This window comes from Yoonia vestfoldensis SKA53 (assembly GCF_000152785.1).
Taxonomy (GTDB): domain Bacteria; phylum Pseudomonadota; class Alphaproteobacteria; order Rhodobacterales; family Rhodobacteraceae; genus Yoonia; species Yoonia vestfoldensis_A.
Window position 1 is genome coordinate 1148577 of record NZ_CH672414.1, and the last position, 18467, is coordinate 1167043.

The following is an 18467-nucleotide window of genomic DNA, read 5'->3' on the forward strand; positions in this document are numbered from 1 at the left end:
CGGTTGGGCGTACGCCAAGCAAAACCCGAGATGCTACAGAAAGGTGCCCAAGAATGGACAAGAAAGCTGTTCTCAAACTGATCAAGGATGAAGAGGTCGATTACGTCGATATCCGCTTCACCGACCCGCGCGGCAAGTTGCAGCACGTCACCGTGGTTGCCGATCTTGTCGACGAAGACTTCCTTGACGAAGGCTTCATGTTCGATGGCTCGTCCATCGCCGGCTGGAAATCCATCGACCAGTCCGACATGAAACTGATGCCCGACGCCTCCAGCGCCTATGTCGATCCGTTCTATGCGGAAAAGACGATCTGCATCCATTGCAACGTTGTCGAACCCGACACGATGGAACCCTATGACCGCGACCCACGTGGCACCGCCGTCAAGGCCGAGGAATATCTGAAATCTTCCGGTGTGGGCGACACGGCCTATTTCGGGCCAGAGGCTGAATTCTTCGTCTTCGACGATGTGCGTTTCAGCGTTTCGATGAACAAAGTGTCCTACCAGGTCGATGCGCTCGACGGCGCATGGAACACCGACACCGAATATGAAATGGGCAACACCGGCCACCGTCCCGGCATCAAGGGCGGCTATTTCCCGGTCAACCCGATCGACGATGCGCAGGAAATGCGCTCTGAAATGCTGTCCACGATGAAGCGGATGGGCATGAAGGTCGACAAGCACCACCACGAAGTGGCGTCTTGCCAGCACGAACTGGGCCTGATTTTCGGCACGCTGACCAAGCAGGCCGACGAGATCCAGAAATACAAATATGTCATCCACAACGTGGCGCAGGCTTATGGCAAATCGGCGACCTTCATGCCGAAACCCATTGCTGGCGACAACGGCACCGGCATGCATGTGAACATGTCGATCTGGAAAGATGGCAAGCCTTTGTTCTCGGGCGACAAATACGCCGATCTGTCACAAGAGGCGCTGTATTTCATCGGCGGTATCTTGAAGCATGCCAAGGCGCTGAACGCGATCACCAACCCGACCACCAACAGCTACAAGCGTCTGATCCCCGGATTCGAGGCCCCCGTGCTGCGCGCCTATTCCGCACGCAACCGGTCGGGCTGTGTGCGTATTCCATGGGCCGAATCGCCCAAGGCAAAACGCGTCGAGGCCCGTTTCCCCGACCCGGCCGCCAACCCCTATCTGGCCTTTGCCGCGCTGTTGATGGCTGGCATCGACGGGATCAAGAACAAGATCGATCCCGGCCCGTCCTCGGACAAGGATCTCTATGACCTGCCGCCAGAAGAGCTGGCATCGATCCCGACTGTCTGCGGATCGCTGCGCGAAGCCCTGCAAGAGCTGGAAGCAGATCACGAATTCCTGCTGGCCGGTGACGTGTTCACCAAATCCCAGCTCGAAGGCTATATGGCGCTGAAGTGGGAAGAGGTTTACGCCTACGAGCACACACCGCATCCGATCGAGTTCAAGATGTATTACAGCTGCTAAACGCAGGCTGTTTGCAAACACGCCCCGCCTGAGAAATCAGGCGGGGCTTTTTGTTTTGTGAATGTGCCGGCAACAACAGGTCACATCTCTCTACAGGACCGGGGTATGCAGGGCTGGTCTATGCAGGACTGGTCTATGCAGGACTGGGCATCCACCCGCGTGGCCGAAAGACTTTGTCAAACGCCTTTCGTTGCCCGCCAAGAATATGCGGCGCATATTTTTCTGCCCCCATCGCATGAAAAAAGCGCGGACCTTTCAGCCCGCGCCTTGTCTCTCTCAGCCTTGTCCGCGCTTATTTGCGCGCGTCACCGATCAGCTTCCACAGGCCCGGCACCAGCAATGCCGCCAGCCCCAGTTTCAGCGCATCGCCCAGCAGGAACGGCGTCAGCCCCCAGGCCAGGATCGGCTGGTCCAGACCGTAAAGCACGGCAAGCCAGGCCAGACCCGGTACATAGATCAGCACATTGCCGATCAGCATGGCAAGCGCCATCAGCACGACCGACCGGTCCCAGCCCGCGCGCGCCGCATAACCCAGCGCCAGTGTCGCCAGCACATAGCCGACCAGATAGCCGCCCGTGCTGCCCATCATATAGCTGATCCCGTTCAGATCGGCGGTCGAGCTTTGGAACACGTCAAACCCCAGCATCCCCACGATCATCCAGCCCAGAAGCGTCGTCAGCCCCAGACGCGGGCCATAGGCCGCACCGATGGTCAGCACGGCGAATGTGCCCATGCTGATCGCGACGGGGCTGCCGGGAACCGGCACCTTGATCTTCGCCATCACGGCCAGCAGCACGATGCCAAGGACGACCATCAGCGCCTGCTTGACGCGCAGGGCGGTGCCTTCGCTCGGGCCGAAAACCTCGGTCATGACGGATTTGTTGAGTGCGAGGGCCATCTGCCACTCTCCCCTGTTTGTGATTACCTGTGTGATTTATCGCTGATGCCACGTCGCAGCGCAAGCGATCCGCGCGTAAGGTAGATTTTAATCCACCCTACGCCTATAATCCGTCACAGAGGTATAATCCTTGCGCGGCCCCCGCACATCCCATGTCGCGCGCCAATCCGGCCAGCGGGTGAAATCATAAACAACGGTATAATGATCGTCCCCGCAGGGATGATCCGTTCCCGCCGCCTGCCCCGCAGGCGCAAAGCTGTGAAAATCGCGCCCATCCTCGAACCGGACTGTGACCAGCCCCTCTGCGACTTCCCACAGATAGCGCCGCACGGCCTGCATCACCGGCGCGGCCCCGATCCGCATCTGCCCGGTTTCCGTATAGATCAGCCCGTGCTCTCCCGCAGGATTCAAGACGGCCATGCCCGTAAAATCGCCCTGCATTGCCCCGTGCCGGTCGTCGATCCGGCGCAGAACTTGCCAGCGCCCTGCAAAATCATCCCGTCCCAACACCGTATCTGTCCCGTTCTTGGCTTGAGGCTTGGCCCCGTCCCTCTTATGACGCAAAGGCAACCCGCTGCCCAGACCAACGAAAAGGTGCCCCGATGATCCCACGTTATTCCCGCCCCGACATGACCGCCATCTGGGAGCCCGCCACCAAGTTCCGCATCTGGTACGAGATCGAGGCCCATGCCTGCGACGCCCAAGCCGCCATCGGCGTGATCCCCGCTGAAAACGCTGCCGCCGTCTGGAAAGCCAAAGACGCCACCTTTGACGTCGCCCGCATCGACGAGATCGAGGCCGTGACCAAACATGACGTCATCGCCTTTCTGACCCATCTGGCCGAAATCATCGGGCAGGATACTGCGCGTTTCGTGCATCAGGGCATGACATCATCGGACGTGCTGGACACCACATTCAACATCCAGCTGGTCCGCGCCTCTGACCTGCTGCTGGCAGGCATGGACCGCGTGCTGGCCGCGCTGAAAACCCGCGCGCTGGAACATAAGGACACGGTGCGCATCGGGCGCAGCCACGGCATCCACGCCGAACCGACGACGATGGGCCTGACCTTTGCGCGCTTTTATGCCGAAATGGACCGTAACCGCGCGCGTCTGGTCAATGCGCGCGCCGAAATCGCCACCGGTGCGATTTCCGGCGCTGTCGGCACCTTTGCCAATATCGACCCGAGCGTCGAGGAACATGTCTGCGCCCAGCTTGGCCTGATCCCCGAACCGATCAGCACACAGGTCATCCCCCGCGACCGGCATGCGATGTTCTTTGCCACGCTTGGCGTGATCGCCTCGAGCATCGAAAACATCGCGATCGAGATCCGCCACATGCAGCGCACCGAAGTGCTGGAGGCCGAGGAGTTTTTCTCTGCCGGGCAAAAAGGCAGCTCTGCCATGCCGCATAAACGCAACCCCGTGCTGACCGAAAACCTGACCGGCCTTGCGCGGCTGGTGCGCATGTCGGTGATCCCTGCAATGGAAAACGTGGCGCTCTGGCATGAGCGCGATATCAGCCATTCATCGGTCGAACGCGCCATCGGGCCGGATACGACCATCACGCTGGATTTCGCGCTGCACCGGCTGGCTGGTGTCATCGAAAAACTGGTGATCTATCCCGAAAACATGCTGGCCAATATGAACAAATTCCGCGGGCTGGTGATGTCACAGCGCGTCTTGCTGGCGCTAACGCAGGCCGGTGTGAACCGTGAAGACGCGTACCGGCTGGTACAACGCAACGCGATGCGGGTCTGGGAACAGGGGGCGGATTTCAAAACCGAACTGCTGGCCGATGCGGACGTGCTGGCCGCCCTGTCACCTGCCGAGATCGAGGAAAAATTCGACCTTGGCTATCACCTGAAGCATGTTGATACGATTTTCGCGCGCGTGTTCGGCGCGCAGTAACAGGCCAAGCAGCAGCGCCGATGCGGTCACAGTGGTGCGTCTGCTTGCGGGCGCTGTGACCGCGTGGTGGGCTGTGACCTGCGCATGACCGCAGGCATGCGCATCGCGACGTAGCGGCGCGCATCATGCAGGTTGACGTAAGAATCGCCGATGATCCGCGCCGCAAACCCCAGCTGCCGCAGCGTCCGCGCGAACACCGGCGGACAAAGTGCGATGATTTCCGTCGCACCATGCGCGCGGGCCTGCGCAACGATCCCGTCCAGCACAAGCGACAGACATGCAGCGCGGTCCGCCTGCGTTGTCACATCATCTGAAATGACGACACGGGTTGCTTCCCAGACCATCGGCGTGACCTCGGCATGGGGGATGATATCGGCTGGGATGCCGATCAGCTTGCCGTCCACCGCATCGCGCAACATATAGGTATGCGCCCCCCATTGCGCGGTGGTGGCCATCGCACGCATGCCGCCGATGACCTTGCCGTCGCGCAGCACCAGCGAATAATACGCTTTGGGATTATCGTATTGATCCATCTCGACCTGATCATCATGCGGGATATCCCAGCCTAGCTGATCAACGAAAAACCGTTTGCGCAGCGCAAGAAATTCGAAAAAGGCTGGGCCATGGCGATGCAGGTCCAAAAGATTGAAAGTAATATTTTCCATATCGACCCCTGAGCATTCAATCCACAGCCACGCAGTTGCGACAACCGGAAGTGTCGTCACGATGCCTCAAATTACGCTTTAATTGTAATTTATAAATTAAAAAGTTTAGGGGAAAGCGGTCAGATCAGACCGTATTGGCTGGCAAGGGCGGCGGCTTGTGTGCCGGTCTTTGCCCCCAGCTTGAGCTTGGCATTCTTCAGCCGCTGTTTCACGGCGCCTTCGCTGACCTTTAACTGAAAGGCAATTTCCTTTAACCGCCGGCCGTCCTTGATCATGCCCAGGGCCTCGATCTCGGCCTTGGTCAGATTCGTGGGCGGGGCTGTTTCGGTGTGGCGGCGGGTCAGATAGACCTGCAACAATTTCGCCTCCAGCGTGCTGAACTCCCGGTCAGACCGCGTGAAAGAGGCCAGTGACCGCTGCTGATCCTTGCTAGCGTCGAACACCGACACCGTCAGACCGTAGCGCATCCCGAATGACCGGGCCTGGGCCAAAACACGCTTGGGATCGTCCAGCGTGATCTCGCTCCAGCGGATGCAACCGACATTGGAATAGGCCCATCTGACCGTCGGATCATACAGCATAAAGCGTTGTTTTGTATAATGATCTATCCAGTCAGACGACAAGGCATTGGTTTCTTCAATCGGGAAGGCAAAGCCGATACGCAACGCAATATAATAACCGGCGGGAGCAAGCTGTCCGATCTCGGCCGGACCGATTAAAACAGACATCCGCTCCCCTTGACGAGCCCCACACATGAGAAAGCTCTTGTTGCTGCGCCCTGCATCACACTAGACTGACCCATGCGTTTTGTTTGCAGTGGCAAAATGATAAACCTGACATGGCAACCGTAAAGCGAGTGTTCCGTGCCTAATAAACAGTTGCAGATTACCAGTATTTTGGGGCGTTTCAATGGCCTGGCACCAGATGGATATGCAATAGGCCTTAATATTGCGTATACGACGCCACGTTTCATGTTTCAAACCTATCCCAAGGCTTGGCTTGACTATTATTCGGGAAATGGGCTGATCATGTCGGACCCGATGGTGGCATGGGGTTTTGAAAATGCCGGCATTGCGCGCTGGTCGGAATTGGACGATCCGGCAGGCGTTATGCATAAGGCGGCCGAATTCGGGCTGGCGCATGGCGTCGTGATTGTCGCATTATCCAATGACGACCGCAGCATCTGTGGATTTGCCAAAAATACCGCGGAATTCACTGATACCGAAATAGATGAATTGGCCGAAAACGTTGCAGCCCTGCATGCGCTGACAGCCGATCTGTTGCGGCTGGACCCCGAAACGGTCGCGCAGCTGCGTAAGATGTCGATCATGGTGACGCATCCTGGATCCTGACAGGGTTGGCAAGGGTTTGTTTACAGCTCTGCGCTAGGGTCAGGATATGAGCTATATGTCCGACATCCATTCCGCTGCGGCGATGACGCGCCGCCGCAAGGCCGCCATCGTGGTGCAGATGCTGATCGCCGATGGCGGCAGCATGCCGCTGGCTGACCTGCCCGAACATCTGCAGGAATTGCTGACCGGCGAATTGGCCCGTTTGCGCCGGCTGGACCGGGTGACAATGGACGCGGTGGCCGAAGAATTCGCCTCTGAACTTGACGCCATGGGCATGGCCGCCCCCGGCAGCCGCGACAATGCGATCACGGCGCTGGCCGATCACCTCAGCCCAAGCTTGGCCAGCCGCCTGCAAGCGCAGATGGACAGCGTGCGCAACGGCGATCACTGGCCTGTGGTGGCCGATCTGGCGGTGCCGGTGCTGGCGCGGATCATGCAATCGGAAAGCATCGAAATCTGCGCTGTCACGCTGTCAAAACTACCTGTGGCCAAGGCGGCAGAAGTGCTGGCAAAAACGCCCGGCGACCGTGCGCGCCGGATCACCTATGCGATGTCGGTGACCGGCGATGTGACGCCTGATGTGGTGCGGCGCATCGGGCGCGCGCTGGCGCAGGAATATGCGCATCCCCCCGCCACCGCCTTTGACAAAGCGCCCGTGCAGCGGCTTGGCGCGATCCTCAATTCCGCCACCACCGACACGCGCGAGGATGTCCTCGAAGGTTTGGGTGCAAAGGATCCGGACTTTGCCAGCGATGTGCGCAAGGCAATTTTTACCTTCAAGGACATCGCGCCACGGGTCAAACCAAACGATATTTCCACCTGTACCCGCGCGGTCGATGCAGCCGTTCTGTCCACGGCGATTGCGGCGGCGCTGGCAGGCGATGCCGATGTGGTGGCCTCGGCGGAATATGTGCTCGCCAATCTGTCGCAGCGCATGGCGGCCCAGCTGCGCGAAGATGCGGCGGAACGCGGCCCGATCAAAAAGGCCGATGCAGAGGCTGCGATGTCCGCCATCACCACCGCCGTGCGCGAACTGGCCGATGGCGGGCTGATCGTGCTGCGCGACCCCGATCAGGAGGAATGACAAGGTAAGGTGGGTCATGCCCCACCCGACGGATCACCCGATGCAAGGATCGCTTTATCGCGTGGACAGCACGGCACGATCCGCTTAATCCTTGGGCATGACACAGCAAAACAGCATCACCGCCCGCCGCTGGTATGATACAGGCGGGTCTTGGTCCCATGAGCGCAGCTGGCCACACGATGGTGCCGCGCATTGCGCCCCCTCTGCGGACGGATACCGATGCTGGCCGTGACCGACCGCGCCAATCTGCGCAGGATCGCCCCCGCCACGGCAGCACCGCGGCTGTGACCAATCCCGACCAGATCACCGGCAGCCTGGCCGACCGTGCCGCTGACCTTGCCCTGCGCGGCCTGATCGGCAGCGCGCGCCGCCTGCCCTATGCCGCGCGTGTTCGGCTGATGGGGGCTGTGCTTGCGCGCGGGATCGCGCCGCTGGCAGGGTACCGCAAAAGGGCCGAAACCCATCTAGCGCTGATCTATCCCGATATGGAAACCGCCGACCGCCGCCGCCTTGCGCGCGCCTGTTGCGACAATTTCGGCCGCACCCTGATCGAGAATTACTGCTGGCGCGATTTGGCCATCCATCTGGCTGGCACCCTGCCCACTGGCCCCGGCGTTGCGGCGCTGGAACAGGCTGCCGCCGCCAAACGCCCAGTGATCTTTGCCACTGGCCATTTCGGCAATCACGAGGCCCCGCGCCAGGTGCTGACCGGTCTGGGCTATGACATTGGCGGGCTGTACCGGCCGATGCAGAATGCGTTTTTCAACGCCCATTATGCGCGCACCATGACATCTTGGGGCGGGCCGGTCTTTGCACAGGGCCGCCAGGGCACGATGGGCTTTGTGCGCCACCTGCGCGGCGGCGGCATGGGCACCTTGCTGTTCGATGTCGCGGCCAATGGCCCCGCGATCCCGTTTATGGGCCAGCCCGCGCATACCGCGACATCCATCGCCGATATCGCGCTGCGCACCGATGCGCTGGTCATTCCCTATTACGGTCTGCGCCAGCCCGACGGGCTGTCCTTTGCAGTCGTGCTGGACGCCCCGATCGACACCGGCACCCCGCTGGCGATGATGCAGGCGCTGACTGCGTCACTGGAACGCCAGATCGCGGCCAATCCCGCGCAATGGTTCTGGGTACATCGGCGTTGGAAACCGCGCACAGGCAGCTAGCGCAGCCGCGCCGCCCCCATGATCGCGCCATGCCCCGCCTGCTGGATGATGGCGACAACAGCCTCCGGCCCGTCGGCCTGCACCTGCATGGCCAAGGGCGCGGCCCCGTCCCATTGCCCCAAAAGCACCCAGGACGTGACGATATTGGCGTAATCCACCGTATTGCCCGCGTTTTCGCCGTTTCTGATCGCCACTGTCTGATGCGGCACATAACGGACCAGCTGCACGTCATAGACGCCCACAGCCCCCGGCCCCGCGTTCAGCGAAACCAGATCCCCCGACCGGACCAGCCGCAGATCGAACGGATAAGGCTGACTGGCATGGGCCTGCAATGCATCCATCACCTGCATCGGGCGCGATCCGACGATCTGGTCGATCCCGCCGACGATCATTTGCGGCGTATAGATCATCTTTGCCTGTGCCGCGCGGGCATAGGCCTGCTGGCGGGCGGTATGTTCTGCCTTGCCGAACAGATCGACCCAGCCAAGATAATCCCAGTAATCCACATGCAGCGCCAGCGCGATCACATCGTCACGCGGGGCCAATGCGCGCAGCATATCATCGGCGGGCGGACAGGATGAACAGCCTTGCGAGGTATAAAGCTCCACCACCACCGCATTATCCTGGGCTGCGGCCTGTGTGGCCAGCAGGCCGATCAGCCCAAGTGCTACTCGTAAATGGCGCATGTTCAATCCCGACTGACGCTGTCCAACCCGTTTAGGCAAAAAAGGGCCGAAATGCCAATCAACCAATTGCGACTGTCTTGTGTACAATGTTTCAATCAGATTCCGGCAAAAAGCCATCTATTGTGTGCAATGGTATACAATTTTTCATCTACCCCCCTTGATCGGCCATCGCACATCGGGCAAAAGCGCAGCAATAGCCTTGCTTTGCATAAGCCATGAAAGGGATAGCCATGACCGTCACCGTCGGCAAAGACACCGCCAAAACCCGCAAGACATTGACCGTGGGGGACCAGTCGGTCGCCTATTATTCGATCCCCGCCGCACAGGCCGCTGGCTTGGGCGATTTTTCCAAACTGCCTGCCGCGCTCAAGGTGGTGCTGGAAAACCTGCTGCGGTTCGAGGATGGCGGCTTTTCGGTCAGCGTTGATGATATCAAGGCATTTTCCGACTGGGCCACGATGGGCGGCAAGAACCCCCGCGAAATCGCCTATCGCCCTGCCCGCGTGTTGATGCAGGATTTCACCGGTGTTCCCGCCGTGGTCGACCTTGCCGCGATGCGCGACGGGATCAAGGCGCTGGGGGGCGATGCCCAGCAGATCAACCCGCTGAACCCTGTCGATCTGGTGATCGACCATTCGGTGATGATCGACGAATTCGGCAATCCACGTGCGTTCCAGATGAATGTGGACCGCGAATATGAACGCAACATGGAACGGTACCAGTTCCTGAAATGGGGCCAAAAGGCGTTCCAGAACTTCCGCGTTGTCCCACCGGGTACCGGCATCTGCCATCAGGTGAACCTTGAATATCTGGCGCAGACCGTCTGGACCGACACCGACCAGAACGGCGAATTGGTCGCCTATCCTGATACGCTGGTCGGCACCGACAGCCACACCACCATGGTCAACGGTCTGGCTGTGCTGGGCTGGGGCGTTGGCGGGATCGAGGCCGAGGCCGCGATGCTGGGCCAGCCTGTGTCGATGCTGATCCCCGAAGTTGTCGGCTTCGAGCTGACAGGCGCGATGACCGAAGGCACCACCGGCACCGATCTGGTGCTGAAAGTCGTGGAAATGCTGCGCAAACTGGGTGTGGTTGGCAAATTCGTCGAATTCTACGGCGCGGGTCTTGATAACCTGCCCTTGGCCGACCGTGCGACCATCGCGAATATGGCGCCCGAATATGGTGCGACCTGCGGGTTCTTCCCGATCGACAATGAAACCCTGCGCTACCTGCGCAACACCGGCCGTGACGAAGACCGCATCGCGCTGGTCGAAGCCTACGCCAAGGAAAACGGGTTCTGGCGTGGCGCGGATTACGCACCCGTGTATACCGAAACCCTGTCGCTGGACATGGGCACCGTTGTGCCTGCGATTTCAGGCCCCAAACGCCCGCAGGACCACATCAATCTGGATGTCGCCGGCAAGGCGTTCGGCGATTACGTCAAAGGCGTGCGCGGCGGCGTGACAGCCACCGCCAAGGAAGAAGTCCGCTGGGAAGGTGAAGGCGGCCAGCCAGAGCCCGTCAACATCCCCTGCGACGAAGGCCATCACAGCCGTGGCTATGTCAAAACAGCCGACGGCAGCTATCAGCTGCATGACGGGTCCATCGTGATCGCCTCGATCACCTCCTGCACCAATACATCAAACCCCTATGTGATGATCGGGGCCGGTCTGGTCGCGCGCAAGGCCCGCGCTTTGGGTCTGAACCGCAAACCTTGGGTGAAAACATCGCTCGCCCCCGGCAGCCAGGTCGTGTCCGAATATCTGGAGGCTGCTGGCCTGCAAGAAGACCTTGACGCCATCGGCTTCAACCTTGTCGGCTATGGCTGCACCACCTGTATCGGCAATTCCGGCCCGCTGGACCCTGCGATCAGCAAGGCGATCAGTGACTATGACCTGATCGCCACATCGGTCCTGTCAGGCAACCGCAACTTTGAAGGCCGCATTTCGCCTGACGTGCGCGCGAATTATCTCGCCTCGCCGCCTCTGGTGGTGGCCTATGCGCTGGTCGGCGATATGAACATCAATATCGCCACAGACGTGATCGGGCAGGACCAGAACGGCAATGATGTCTATCTGCGCGATATCTGGCCCACCTCGGCGGAAATCAACGCGCTGGTCGAACGCACCGTGACGCGCGAAGCCTTCATCAAGAAATACGCCGATGTATTCAAAGGCGACGAGAAATGGCAGGCGGTGGAAACCACCGATAGCGAAACCTACGACTGGCCGGCCTCGTCCACCTATGTGCAGAACCCGCCTTATTTCCGCGGCATGTCCAAGGATGCCGGCACGATCCAGAACGTGCATGACGCCAAGGTGCTGGCGGTGCTGGGTGACATGGTCACGACCGACCATATTTCGCCTGCCGGGTCGTTCAAGGACACCACCCCCGCCGGTCAATATCTGATCGCGCGGCAGGTGCCGGTGCGTGAATTCAACTCCTACGGGTCGCGGCGCGGCAATCACGAGGTGATGATGCGCGGCACCTTCGCCAATATCCGCATCAAGAACGAAATGCTGGACGGCGTCGAAGGCGGCTATACCACCGGACCCGATGGCGCGCAGACCTCTATTTTTGACGCGGCAATGGCGCATCAGGAAAACGGCACGCCTTTGGTCATCTTTGCGGGCGAACAATATGGCGCCGGGTCCAGCCGTGACTGGGCCGCCAAAGGGACTGCCCTGCTGGGCGTCAAGGCCGTGATCGCGGAAAGCTTTGAACGGATCCACCGGTCCAACCTTGTCGGGATGGGCGTGGTGCCGTTCGAGTTCACTGGCGGTGACACCCGCAAGACATTGGGCCTGACCGGCGATGAAACCGTGACGATCCTTGGTCTGGATGCAGTGAAACCATTGCAGGACATGACCGCACAGATCACGATGGCCGATGGCATGGTGAAAAACATCACCGTCAAATGCCGGATCGATACCGCGGTCGAGATCGAATATATCGAAAACGGCGGCGTGTTGCATTATGTGCTGCGCAACCTTGCCAAAGTGGCATAAACGCAAAAACCCCGGTGGAAACACCGGGGTTTTTTATCGCTAGGCGGCGTAAGGTGCGCATTTTGCGCACCCGTGTTAGCCGCCCGTCGCCTTGGCCAGTTCAGGCAAAAACCTTTGTTCGTAATCCGACCCCACCAGCGGGCCGATGAACCGGAACAACACCATCCCGTCACCATCCACGATGAATGTTTCAGGCGGGGCTGTGACCCCCCAATCAATCGCGGACCTGCCGCGCAGATCAAACCCCGTGGCAAAGAACGGATCATCGTAATCCACCAGATAGCCCGAGGCCTGCGGTTGCTGGTCGCGGAAATTGATACCGGCGACACGGTAACCCTGATCTTGCAGCGCCAGCAGATTGGGATGTTCGGCCCGGCAGGGCGGGCACCAGCTGGCCCAGAAATTGACGATGGTCACCTCGCCACTGCGCAGATCGGCATCGGTCAATTGCACGGTGCCAGCGACCGCCTCGGCCGGGACAGGCGGGGCTTGGCGACCGACAAAGGTCGATGGTAATTCCTCAGGATTGTCGCGCAAGAGACCGGCAAGGAACAGGCCCGCAAAGGCGGCAAAAACCACCGGCGGCACAATCATCAGGGGCGACAGCCTAGCCATTCTTTTCAACCTCGTCCAAGGCGGCGCGCACCCGCAGATACCGCCGCCAGCTCAGCCCCAGTATACCCGCCAACAGCGCGATACTGCCGACATAGGCCGCCGTCACCTCGACAGCATAGGTTCCCAGATCAGGCATGTTGCCCCCTTGCCTGCAACGCCCTGATCCGGCGCACGCGAATTTCGGTACGGGTGCGCATCAGCACCAAGGCGACAAACAACAGCACGAACCCCGCGATGCAAATCAGCAGCGGGTAATAAAACACATCCGCCACGTTCTTTTCCGCATCCAGCGACAATGATGCGCCCTGATGCAGCCCCTGGTTCCAGAAAAACACCGCATAGCGCGCCAGGATCGCAAAGATCGACCCCACGATGCACAGGATCGACGTCAGGTCAGCGGCGGTGTCGGGGTCCTCGATCGCTTCCCAAAGCGCGATATAGCCCAAATAGAACAAAAACAGGATCAGAAAGGATGTCAGGCGCGGGTCCCATGCCCACCATGTCCCCCACATCGGCTGGCCCCAGACAGCGCCGGTCCACAGCGCGATCAGCGTCATCACCACCCCCACAGGGGCAGCCGCCCTTGCGGCCAGCGCGCTGACGTGATGGCGGCGCACGACCCAGATCATTGAGGCCACCAGCATCATGATCCAGGCATTGATCGCCATCAGCGCGGCGGGCACATGCAGGTAAATGATCTTGACCGTCGATCCCTGTCTGAAATCATTGGGGGTGAAAAAGAACCCCCAGATCAATCCAACGACCAGACAGACCCCCGCCAGACCAAAGGTCCAGGGCAGGACAGATCTTGTCCAGCTCATAAAAAGCCTTGGATTGGCATATTCCCATAACGACATGGCGTCTATTTATCCTTCTGACACATCTGGCTCAATCCCCGATCACCGCAGATTGATGCGTAACACGGCCGCAGTGGCGAATGGCAGGATCGCGAAACAGCCCGCCGTGATCCCCCCCTGCAAGATCAGCGCGCCGCTGGCGTCCAGCCCCGCCGCGCCACGCCGCACCGCCTCGGCCCCGAAGATCAGCGTCGGCACATAAAGCGGCAGCACCAGCAGCGACAACAACAGCCCGCCGCGGCGCAAGCCGACGGTCAGTGCGGCCCCAAAGGTGCCGATCATCGACAGGGCCGGCGTGCCGATCAGCAAGGATGCCAGCAGATAGCCGTAGGCCTCTGGCGTCATCAACAGCAAAAAGCCGAACAACGGTGCCGCCAATGTCAGCGGCAGGCCCGTGGTGATCCAATGCGCGCAGGCCTTGATCAGCCCTGCAGCCTCCAGTGGCAAGGGCGATGTGGCCAGCAAGGCCAGCGATCCATCCTCGAAATCCAGCGCAAAGATCCGGTCCAGCGACAAAAGCGCCGCCAGCAAGGCCCCGATCCACAAGATACCCGGTGCAATCGGGCTGAGGACGTCACGGTCAGGCCCAACGCCGAACGGCACCAGCACCACCACGATCAGGAAAAACGCAAGGCCAAGGCCAAACCCGCCGCCTGCCCGCAACGCCAGCCGCAAGTCGCGTTTCAGCAAGGCGATCACAAAAACGCCTCATCCGTGCCGCCGCCGGTGCCGGGGGCGGATTGGAACGGGGTCAGGTCGAGCACGGGCGCATCAAGCCCCAGATCAATATGGGTAGCGATCACCGCAATCCCGCCTTGGGCCAGATGGTCCCCCTGCAGCCAGCGCGCGAACATCGCCACCGATCCTGTGTCCAGCGACACGGTCGGTTCATCCAGAAACAGGATCTTGCGCCCGATCACCGCCAGCCGCGCCAGCCCCAGCCGCCGCTTTTGCCCCGCCGACAGGGTGCCGCCCTGCCGGTTGCGCAAGCCAGCCAGATCGAACCTGTCCAGCACCGCCAGATCCAGCGGCATGCCGTAAACCTCGGCCCAAAAGGCCAGGTTTTCGGTCACCGTCAGCGCGGTCTTGATCCCGTCGGCATGGCTGGCATAGGCGGCTGTTTCCTCTGGCATCACCACATCGCCAGTGATCGGCGGTTGCAGCCCCGCCAGCGTGCGCAGCAAGGTGGTTTTGCCAATGCCATTGGGCCCACGCAGGACCAGCGCCTGCCCTGCGACCAGATCAAAGCTGACATTGCTCAGGACCGCTGCACCGCCGCGGGCGCAGCCCAGACCCACGACATGCAACATTCAGACAGGGATCAGGGCAACCGCGACGCGGCGCCCTTCGGATAAAAGCACATTATAGGTCCTACAGGCAGCAGGCGACGCCATGCTTTCCACGCCGATCCCGGCCTGTTCGAGCGTGCTGCGAAAATCCGCAGGCAGATGCGCGATTTCCGCACCAGTGCCGACGAACACCACATCGACATCCGCCATCCGGTCGATGATCGCACCCGTATCCGTGAACCCGTCCCAAGGTGACACGCCTGTCGGGAACACCAGCACAGCGCCCTGCACGACCTTGCCGCCGATGCGAAAAAAGCCGGGGCCATAGCCGTCAATCGGGACAGAATCATTATATCTGATCTCGTTCAGGCGCATCGGTTTCCCGCCTCAGCTATCAATATGGCCGTATTTGGTGCCTGCGGCGGGGTCTTTTTTGGACCAATCCCGCTTGACCCCCAACATCAGCACGATGTTCTTGGCGACATAAAGCGAAGAATAAGTCCCGACAATGATGCCCCATGCAATCGCAAAGACAAAGCCCCGGATCACATCACCGCCCAACACCAGCAATGCAATCAACGCGATCAGCGTCGTGCCAGAGGTCATGATCGTGCGGCTGAGCGTTTCATTGGCCGACAGGTTCAACACATCAACCAAGGGCTTGGCCTTGTATTTGCGCAGGTTTTCGCGGGCGCGGTCAAACACGACCACGGTGTCGTTGATCGAATAGCCCACGATGGTCAGCAGCGCCGCGATAATCGCCAGATCGAACCTGATCTGGAACATCGAAAAAATCCCAATCGTCAGCGCCACGTCATGGATCAGCGCAGCCACTGCGCCCACGGCAAATTGCCACTCGAACCGCAGCCAGATGTAAATCACGATCGCCGTCAACGCGCCCAAAACCGCCATGACCGCCGTGCGGATCAATTCGCCCGACACCTTTGGCCCCACGCTTTCCACGGATGGGAAGGTAATGTCGGGGGCAACGCCGCGCAGGGCGTCTTGAATCTGCGCAATTGTCTGCGGCGAGATGCTTTCATCGCCATCTTGCGCCTGAATCCGGATCATCGCGACATTCTGGTCATCGTCAAAGGTCGGATCAAAGACCTGCGTGATACTGATATCGCCCAATTCAAGCGGGTTCAGCGCCTCGCGATAGGCGGCGACATCGACGGATTGGGTCGATTCCGTGCGGATCGACGTGCCGCCGCGAAAATCGATCCCGAAATTCAGGCCATACACCACAAACACCACCAACGACATGACCACCATCAGCGCGGACGCGCCAAAGCTCAGCCAAGCATAGCGGAAAAAGTTGATATTCGTCTGTTCAGGAACCAGCCGCAGGCGCATGGCGTCAAACCTCGATTGTCTTGGGTCGGCGGTATGCGAACCAGATGGAAATCAGCGACCGGGTGACGAAAATCGCGGTAAAGACCGATGTAATGATCCCCAGTCCCAGCGTGATGGCGAAACCGCGCACAGGGCCGGACCCCAGCGCAAACAGGATCACCGCCACCATGAAAGTGGTGAAATTGCTGTCCGTGATCGCCGATAGCGCGCGTTCATAGCCAAGCTCGATCGCGCGGGCCGGGCCTTTGGCGGTTTTCAATTCTTCACGGATACGTTCGAACACCAGCACATTGGCATCCACCGCCATACCCACGGTCAGCACGATCCCCGCGATCCCGGGCAGCGTCAGCGTGGCGCCCACCAGCGACAGCACGCCAAAGATCAGGCCAAGGTTGATCACCAGCGCGGTATTGGCAAACCAGCCGAAAAGACCATAGCTCAGACCCATGAACAAGACGACCAGCAGCCCGCCCACCAGCGCGGCCAGACGGCCCGCATCAATCGAATCCTGCCCTAATTCGGGGCCGATGGTGCGTTCTTCCAGAAAGGTCAGTTCCGCAGGCAAGGCACCCGCGCGCAGCAGCACGGCAAGATTGGTGGCCTCTTCGGTGGTGAAATTGCCGGTAATGATGCCCGATCCACCCGGAATATGGCTTTGGATCGTGGGGGCGGAAATCACCTCGTTATCCAGCACGATGGCAAAGGGCGATCCGATATTGGCCAAAGTATAATCGCCGAAAACCCGCGCGGCAGAGGTGTTGAACCGAAAGCCAACCGCCGCCCGCCCGTTCTGGTCGAAATCCAGCTGCGCGTTTTCGAGCTGTTCGCCGGTCACGACTGGGCGGCGTTCAAGGATATAGAACAGCCCCGGGTCATCCAGCGATGGCACAAGGAAATTGCCGGTACCGGGGGATTGGTTTGCATTGCTGGTGCGCGCGACCACAGGGTTGAATGTCAGCTGTGCGGTGGTGCCCAGCAGGTCCTTGATTTCCTGCGCCGATCCGACACCGGGCACCTGCACCAGCACGCGTTCGAGCCCTTGGCGTTGGATCGTGGGTTCACGGGTCCCAACCTCGTCGATGCGGCGGCGGATAATTTCCAGCGTTTGCAGCATCGTGCGTTCGTTCATGGCGGACATTTCCGCCTCGTTGATCGTGATGGTCAGCAAGGTGCCATTGATCCGCACGTCGATATTGGACGCCGCAGCCCCGGTGAAAGACGTGACCGGACGGCCCAGACCGCGCACCAGCTCAAAGGCGCGCGCGGCCCCCGCCGCATCAGAAATGCGCACGCGCAATTCACTGGCGGGGCCTTCCTCGCGCGTCACAAAGCCCACAACATCGCGTTCCGCCGCCAACACGTCACGCACCTGCGGCCAGAAACCTTCGAGAAAGGATGCGTGGACATCCTGCACCGCGACTTCGACCAGCAGATGCGCGCCACCGCGCAGATCCAGCCCCAGATTAACCAGCGTGGATGGCAGGAATGACGGCCAAAGACCGGCATCATGTTCCAGCGCGGCACTGGTCTGGCCCGTGGCGATCAGCGCGCGCGCATCATTCGCCACCTCGACACGGCTGTAAAACCCGTTCGGTAGCGCCAGCATCAGGCCAACCACCACGGTCAGCCAGATCATGATCTGCTTGGGATAAGAAATAGACAGCATCTGGCGGCCTTTTCGGCGTCGTTAGGTTTTGGTCGGCTCGGTCTTGTTCAGCACCGATACGATCGTCGGCTTCATGACACGGACGATAACGCCAGAGGCGATCTCGACCTCGACCTCGCTGACCTCGTCCTTGACCTTGACGATCTTGCCGACAACGCCACCCTGCGTGACGACCTGATCGCCTCGGCGCAGTGCAGCCAGCATCGCGGCATGTTCTTTCACCCGCTTTTGCTGAGGCCGGATCAGCAGGAAATACATGATCCCGAAGATCAACAGCAACATAACCAGATCGGCAGCTCTCATTTTGGATCCCTTGTATTGGTTGGGGCCTGGCGGCCCGACAGTCGCAAGACCCTAAAAGTTGCAAGGCTGATTTGCAACAAGGTCCCTTCCTTGTGCCATATGGGGCAAGGGTGCGCCGGATGCAATCGGGCAGGCCCGCGCGGGGC

The 18467-nt window shown here is 60.3% G+C and carries 20 protein-coding genes; 6 read left to right on the forward strand and 14 right to left on the reverse strand.

The window, feature by feature from the left end:
• Positions 1 to 53: 53 nt before the first annotated feature.
• The gene (gene glnA / locus SKA53_RS05635) at positions 54 to 1460 is read left to right on the forward strand and encodes a type I glutamate--ammonia ligase (protein WP_007205115.1); all 1407 of its coding nucleotides are present in this window, start codon (positions 54 to 56) and stop codon (positions 1458 to 1460) included.
• Between the two features lie 292 nt (positions 1461 to 1752).
• On the opposite strand, the gene SKA53_RS05640 is transcribed toward glnA, so the two are convergent.
• Both SKA53_RS05640 and SKA53_RS05645 read right to left on the reverse strand, forming a co-directional pair.
• Positions 1753 to 2358 (reverse strand): biotin transporter BioY, encoded by a 606-nt coding sequence (locus SKA53_RS05640; RefSeq protein WP_007205116.1) that lies wholly within the window; start codon positions 2356 to 2358, stop codon positions 1753 to 1755.
• 87 nt (positions 2359 to 2445) lie between these two features.
• Positions 2446 to 2868 (reverse strand): DUF6314 family protein, encoded by a 423-nt coding sequence (locus SKA53_RS05645; RefSeq protein WP_040482815.1) that lies wholly within the window; start codon positions 2866 to 2868, stop codon positions 2446 to 2448.
• A gap of 92 nt (positions 2869 to 2960) precedes the next feature.
• On the opposite strand from SKA53_RS05645, the gene purB reads away from it, so the two are divergent.
• Positions 2961 to 4268, forward strand: coding sequence for an adenylosuccinate lyase (purB, locus tag SKA53_RS05650; RefSeq protein WP_007205118.1), 1308 nt, complete (start codon positions 2961 to 2963; stop codon positions 4266 to 4268).
• Positions 4269 to 4294: 26 nt separating this feature from the next.
• Here the strand turns inward: purB and SKA53_RS05655 are convergent, their stop codons facing one another.
• Positions 4295 to 4933, reverse strand: coding sequence for an acyl-homoserine-lactone synthase (locus tag SKA53_RS05655; protein ID WP_007205119.1), 639 nt, complete (start codon positions 4931 to 4933; stop codon positions 4295 to 4297).
• A 119-nt stretch (positions 4934 to 5052) separates the two neighbouring features.
• On the reverse strand, positions 5053 to 5661 hold the full coding sequence (locus SKA53_RS05660) for a helix-turn-helix transcriptional regulator (protein WP_007205120.1): 609 nt from the start codon (positions 5659 to 5661) through the stop codon (positions 5053 to 5055).
• Between the two features lie 243 nt (positions 5662 to 5904).
• Between SKA53_RS05660 and SKA53_RS05665 the strand changes: the two genes are divergently transcribed.
• The 3 genes from SKA53_RS05665 (at position 5905) to SKA53_RS05675 (ending at position 8541) form a co-directional block, all read left to right on the forward strand.
• Entirely contained in the window at positions 5905 to 6285 is a 381-nt protein-coding gene (locus tag SKA53_RS05665) for an autoinducer binding domain-containing protein (RefSeq protein WP_007205121.1), read from the forward strand.
• Positions 6286 to 6331: 46 nt separating this feature from the next.
• Complete coding sequence (locus tag SKA53_RS05670; protein WP_007205122.1) at positions 6332 to 7369, forward strand: FliG C-terminal domain-containing protein; 1038 nt, start codon at positions 6332 to 6334, stop codon at positions 7367 to 7369.
• A gap of 158 nt (positions 7370 to 7527) precedes the next feature.
• The gene (locus tag SKA53_RS05675) at positions 7528 to 8541 is read left to right on the forward strand and encodes a lysophospholipid acyltransferase family protein (protein WP_242601244.1); all 1014 of its coding nucleotides are present in this window, start codon (positions 7528 to 7530) and stop codon (positions 8539 to 8541) included.
• On the opposite strand, the gene SKA53_RS05680 is transcribed toward SKA53_RS05675, so the two are convergent.
• A complete protein-coding gene (locus tag SKA53_RS05680) occupies positions 8538 to 9227 on the reverse strand; it encodes a DUF1223 domain-containing protein (RefSeq protein ID WP_007205124.1) in 690 nt (229 codons plus the stop codon). The genes SKA53_RS05675 and SKA53_RS05680 overlap by 4 nt on opposite strands.
• Positions 9228 to 9457: 230 nt before the next feature.
• Between SKA53_RS05680 and acnA the strand changes: the two genes are divergently transcribed.
• Positions 9458 to 12235: an aconitate hydratase AcnA gene (gene acnA, locus SKA53_RS05685; protein ID WP_007205125.1), complete on the forward strand. Its 2778-nt coding sequence runs from the start codon at positions 9458 to 9460 to the stop codon at positions 12233 to 12235.
• A gap of 75 nt (positions 12236 to 12310) precedes the next feature.
• Here the strand turns inward: acnA and SKA53_RS05690 are convergent, their stop codons facing one another.
• From SKA53_RS05690 to yajC, 9 genes are read right to left on the reverse strand one after another with little or no spacing between them, the layout of a single operon-like run.
• A complete protein-coding gene (locus SKA53_RS05690) occupies positions 12311 to 12850 on the reverse strand; it encodes a DsbE family thiol:disulfide interchange protein (protein ID WP_007205126.1) in 540 nt (179 codons plus the stop codon).
• Complete coding sequence (ccmD, locus tag SKA53_RS05695) at positions 12843 to 12986, reverse strand: heme exporter protein CcmD (RefSeq protein WP_007205127.1); 144 nt, start codon at positions 12984 to 12986, stop codon at positions 12843 to 12845. Before ccmD ends, SKA53_RS05690 begins: the two co-directional genes overlap by 8 nt.
• Positions 12979 to 13707, reverse strand: a complete 729-nt coding sequence (locus SKA53_RS05700; protein ID WP_050752670.1) for a heme ABC transporter permease — start codon at positions 13705 to 13707, stop codon at positions 12979 to 12981. Before SKA53_RS05700 ends, ccmD begins: the two co-directional genes overlap by 8 nt.
• Positions 13708 to 13749: 42 nt before the next feature.
• On the reverse strand, positions 13750 to 14406 hold the full coding sequence (gene ccmB, locus SKA53_RS05705) for a heme exporter protein CcmB (protein WP_007205129.1): 657 nt from the start codon (positions 14404 to 14406) through the stop codon (positions 13750 to 13752).
• The gene (gene ccmA, locus SKA53_RS05710) at positions 14403 to 15017 is read right to left on the reverse strand and encodes a heme ABC exporter ATP-binding protein CcmA (protein ID WP_007205130.1); all 615 of its coding nucleotides are present in this window, start codon (positions 15015 to 15017) and stop codon (positions 14403 to 14405) included. Before ccmA ends, ccmB begins: the two co-directional genes overlap by 4 nt.
• Entirely contained in the window at positions 15018 to 15371 is a 354-nt protein-coding gene (locus SKA53_RS05715; RefSeq protein ID WP_007205131.1) for an Mth938-like domain-containing protein, read from the reverse strand. It abuts the gene before it with no gap.
• Between the two features lie 12 nt (positions 15372 to 15383).
• Positions 15384 to 16352 carry a protein translocase subunit SecF gene (secF, locus tag SKA53_RS05720; protein ID WP_007205132.1) on the reverse strand — a complete coding sequence of 323 codons (969 nt, stop codon included), beginning with the start codon at positions 16350 to 16352 and terminating at the stop codon, positions 15384 to 15386.
• A 4-nt stretch (positions 16353 to 16356) separates the two neighbouring features.
• The gene (gene secD, locus SKA53_RS05725; RefSeq protein WP_040482816.1) at positions 16357 to 18018 is read right to left on the reverse strand and encodes a protein translocase subunit SecD; all 1662 of its coding nucleotides are present in this window, start codon (positions 18016 to 18018) and stop codon (positions 16357 to 16359) included.
• Between the two features lie 21 nt (positions 18019 to 18039).
• Entirely contained in the window at positions 18040 to 18321 is a 282-nt protein-coding gene (gene yajC, locus SKA53_RS05730; protein ID WP_007205134.1) for a preprotein translocase subunit YajC, read from the reverse strand.
• Between the last annotated feature and the right edge of the window lie 146 nt (positions 18322 to 18467).

Excerpts from the sequence above, each read along its gene's own strand:
- secD (WP_040482816.1), bottom strand. The coding sequence starts at position 18,018 with ATGCTGTCTATTTCTTATCCCAAGCAGATCATGATCTGGCTGACCGTG.
- SKA53_RS05665 (WP_007205121.1), top strand. The coding sequence starts at position 5,905 with ATGTTTCAAACCTATCCCAAGGCTTGGCTTGACTATTATTCGGGAAAT.
- SKA53_RS05640 (WP_007205116.1), bottom strand. The coding sequence starts at position 2,358 with ATGGCCCTCGCACTCAACAAATCCGTCATGACCGAGGTTTTCGGCCCG.
- SKA53_RS05675 (WP_242601244.1), top strand. The coding sequence starts at position 7,528 with ATGAGCGCAGCTGGCCACACGATGGTGCCGCGCATTGCGCCCCCTCTG.
- purB (WP_007205118.1), top strand. The coding sequence starts at position 2,961 with ATGATCCCACGTTATTCCCGCCCCGACATGACCGCCATCTGGGAGCCC.
- secF (WP_007205132.1), bottom strand. The coding sequence starts at position 16,352 with ATGCGCCTGCGGCTGGTTCCTGAACAGACGAATATCAACTTTTTCCGC.
- yajC (WP_007205134.1), bottom strand. The coding sequence starts at position 18,321 with ATGAGAGCTGCCGATCTGGTTATGTTGCTGTTGATCTTCGGGATCATG.
- acnA (WP_007205125.1), top strand. The coding sequence starts at position 9,458 with ATGACCGTCACCGTCGGCAAAGACACCGCCAAAACCCGCAAGACATTG.
- ccmD (WP_007205127.1), bottom strand. The coding sequence starts at position 12,986 with ATGCCTGATCTGGGAACCTATGCTGTCGAGGTGACGGCGGCCTATGTC.
- SKA53_RS05670 (WP_007205122.1), top strand. The coding sequence starts at position 6,332 with ATGAGCTATATGTCCGACATCCATTCCGCTGCGGCGATGACGCGCCGC.
- SKA53_RS05655 (WP_007205119.1), bottom strand. The coding sequence starts at position 4,933 with ATGGAAAATATTACTTTCAATCTTTTGGACCTGCATCGCCATGGCCCA.
- SKA53_RS05690 (WP_007205126.1), bottom strand. The coding sequence starts at position 12,850 with ATGGCTAGGCTGTCGCCCCTGATGATTGTGCCGCCGGTGGTTTTTGCC.
- SKA53_RS05700 (WP_050752670.1), bottom strand. The coding sequence starts at position 13,707 with ATGTCGTTATGGGAATATGCCAATCCAAGGCTTTTTATGAGCTGGACA.
- ccmA (WP_007205130.1), bottom strand. The coding sequence starts at position 15,017 with ATGTTGCATGTCGTGGGTCTGGGCTGCGCCCGCGGCGGTGCAGCGGTC.
- SKA53_RS05715 (WP_007205131.1), bottom strand. The coding sequence starts at position 15,371 with ATGCGCCTGAACGAGATCAGATATAATGATTCTGTCCCGATTGACGGC.
- SKA53_RS05660 (WP_007205120.1), bottom strand. The coding sequence starts at position 5,661 with ATGTCTGTTTTAATCGGTCCGGCCGAGATCGGACAGCTTGCTCCCGCC.
- glnA (WP_007205115.1), top strand. The coding sequence starts at position 54 with ATGGACAAGAAAGCTGTTCTCAAACTGATCAAGGATGAAGAGGTCGAT.
- SKA53_RS05680 (WP_007205124.1), bottom strand. The coding sequence starts at position 9,227 with ATGCGCCATTTACGAGTAGCACTTGGGCTGATCGGCCTGCTGGCCACA.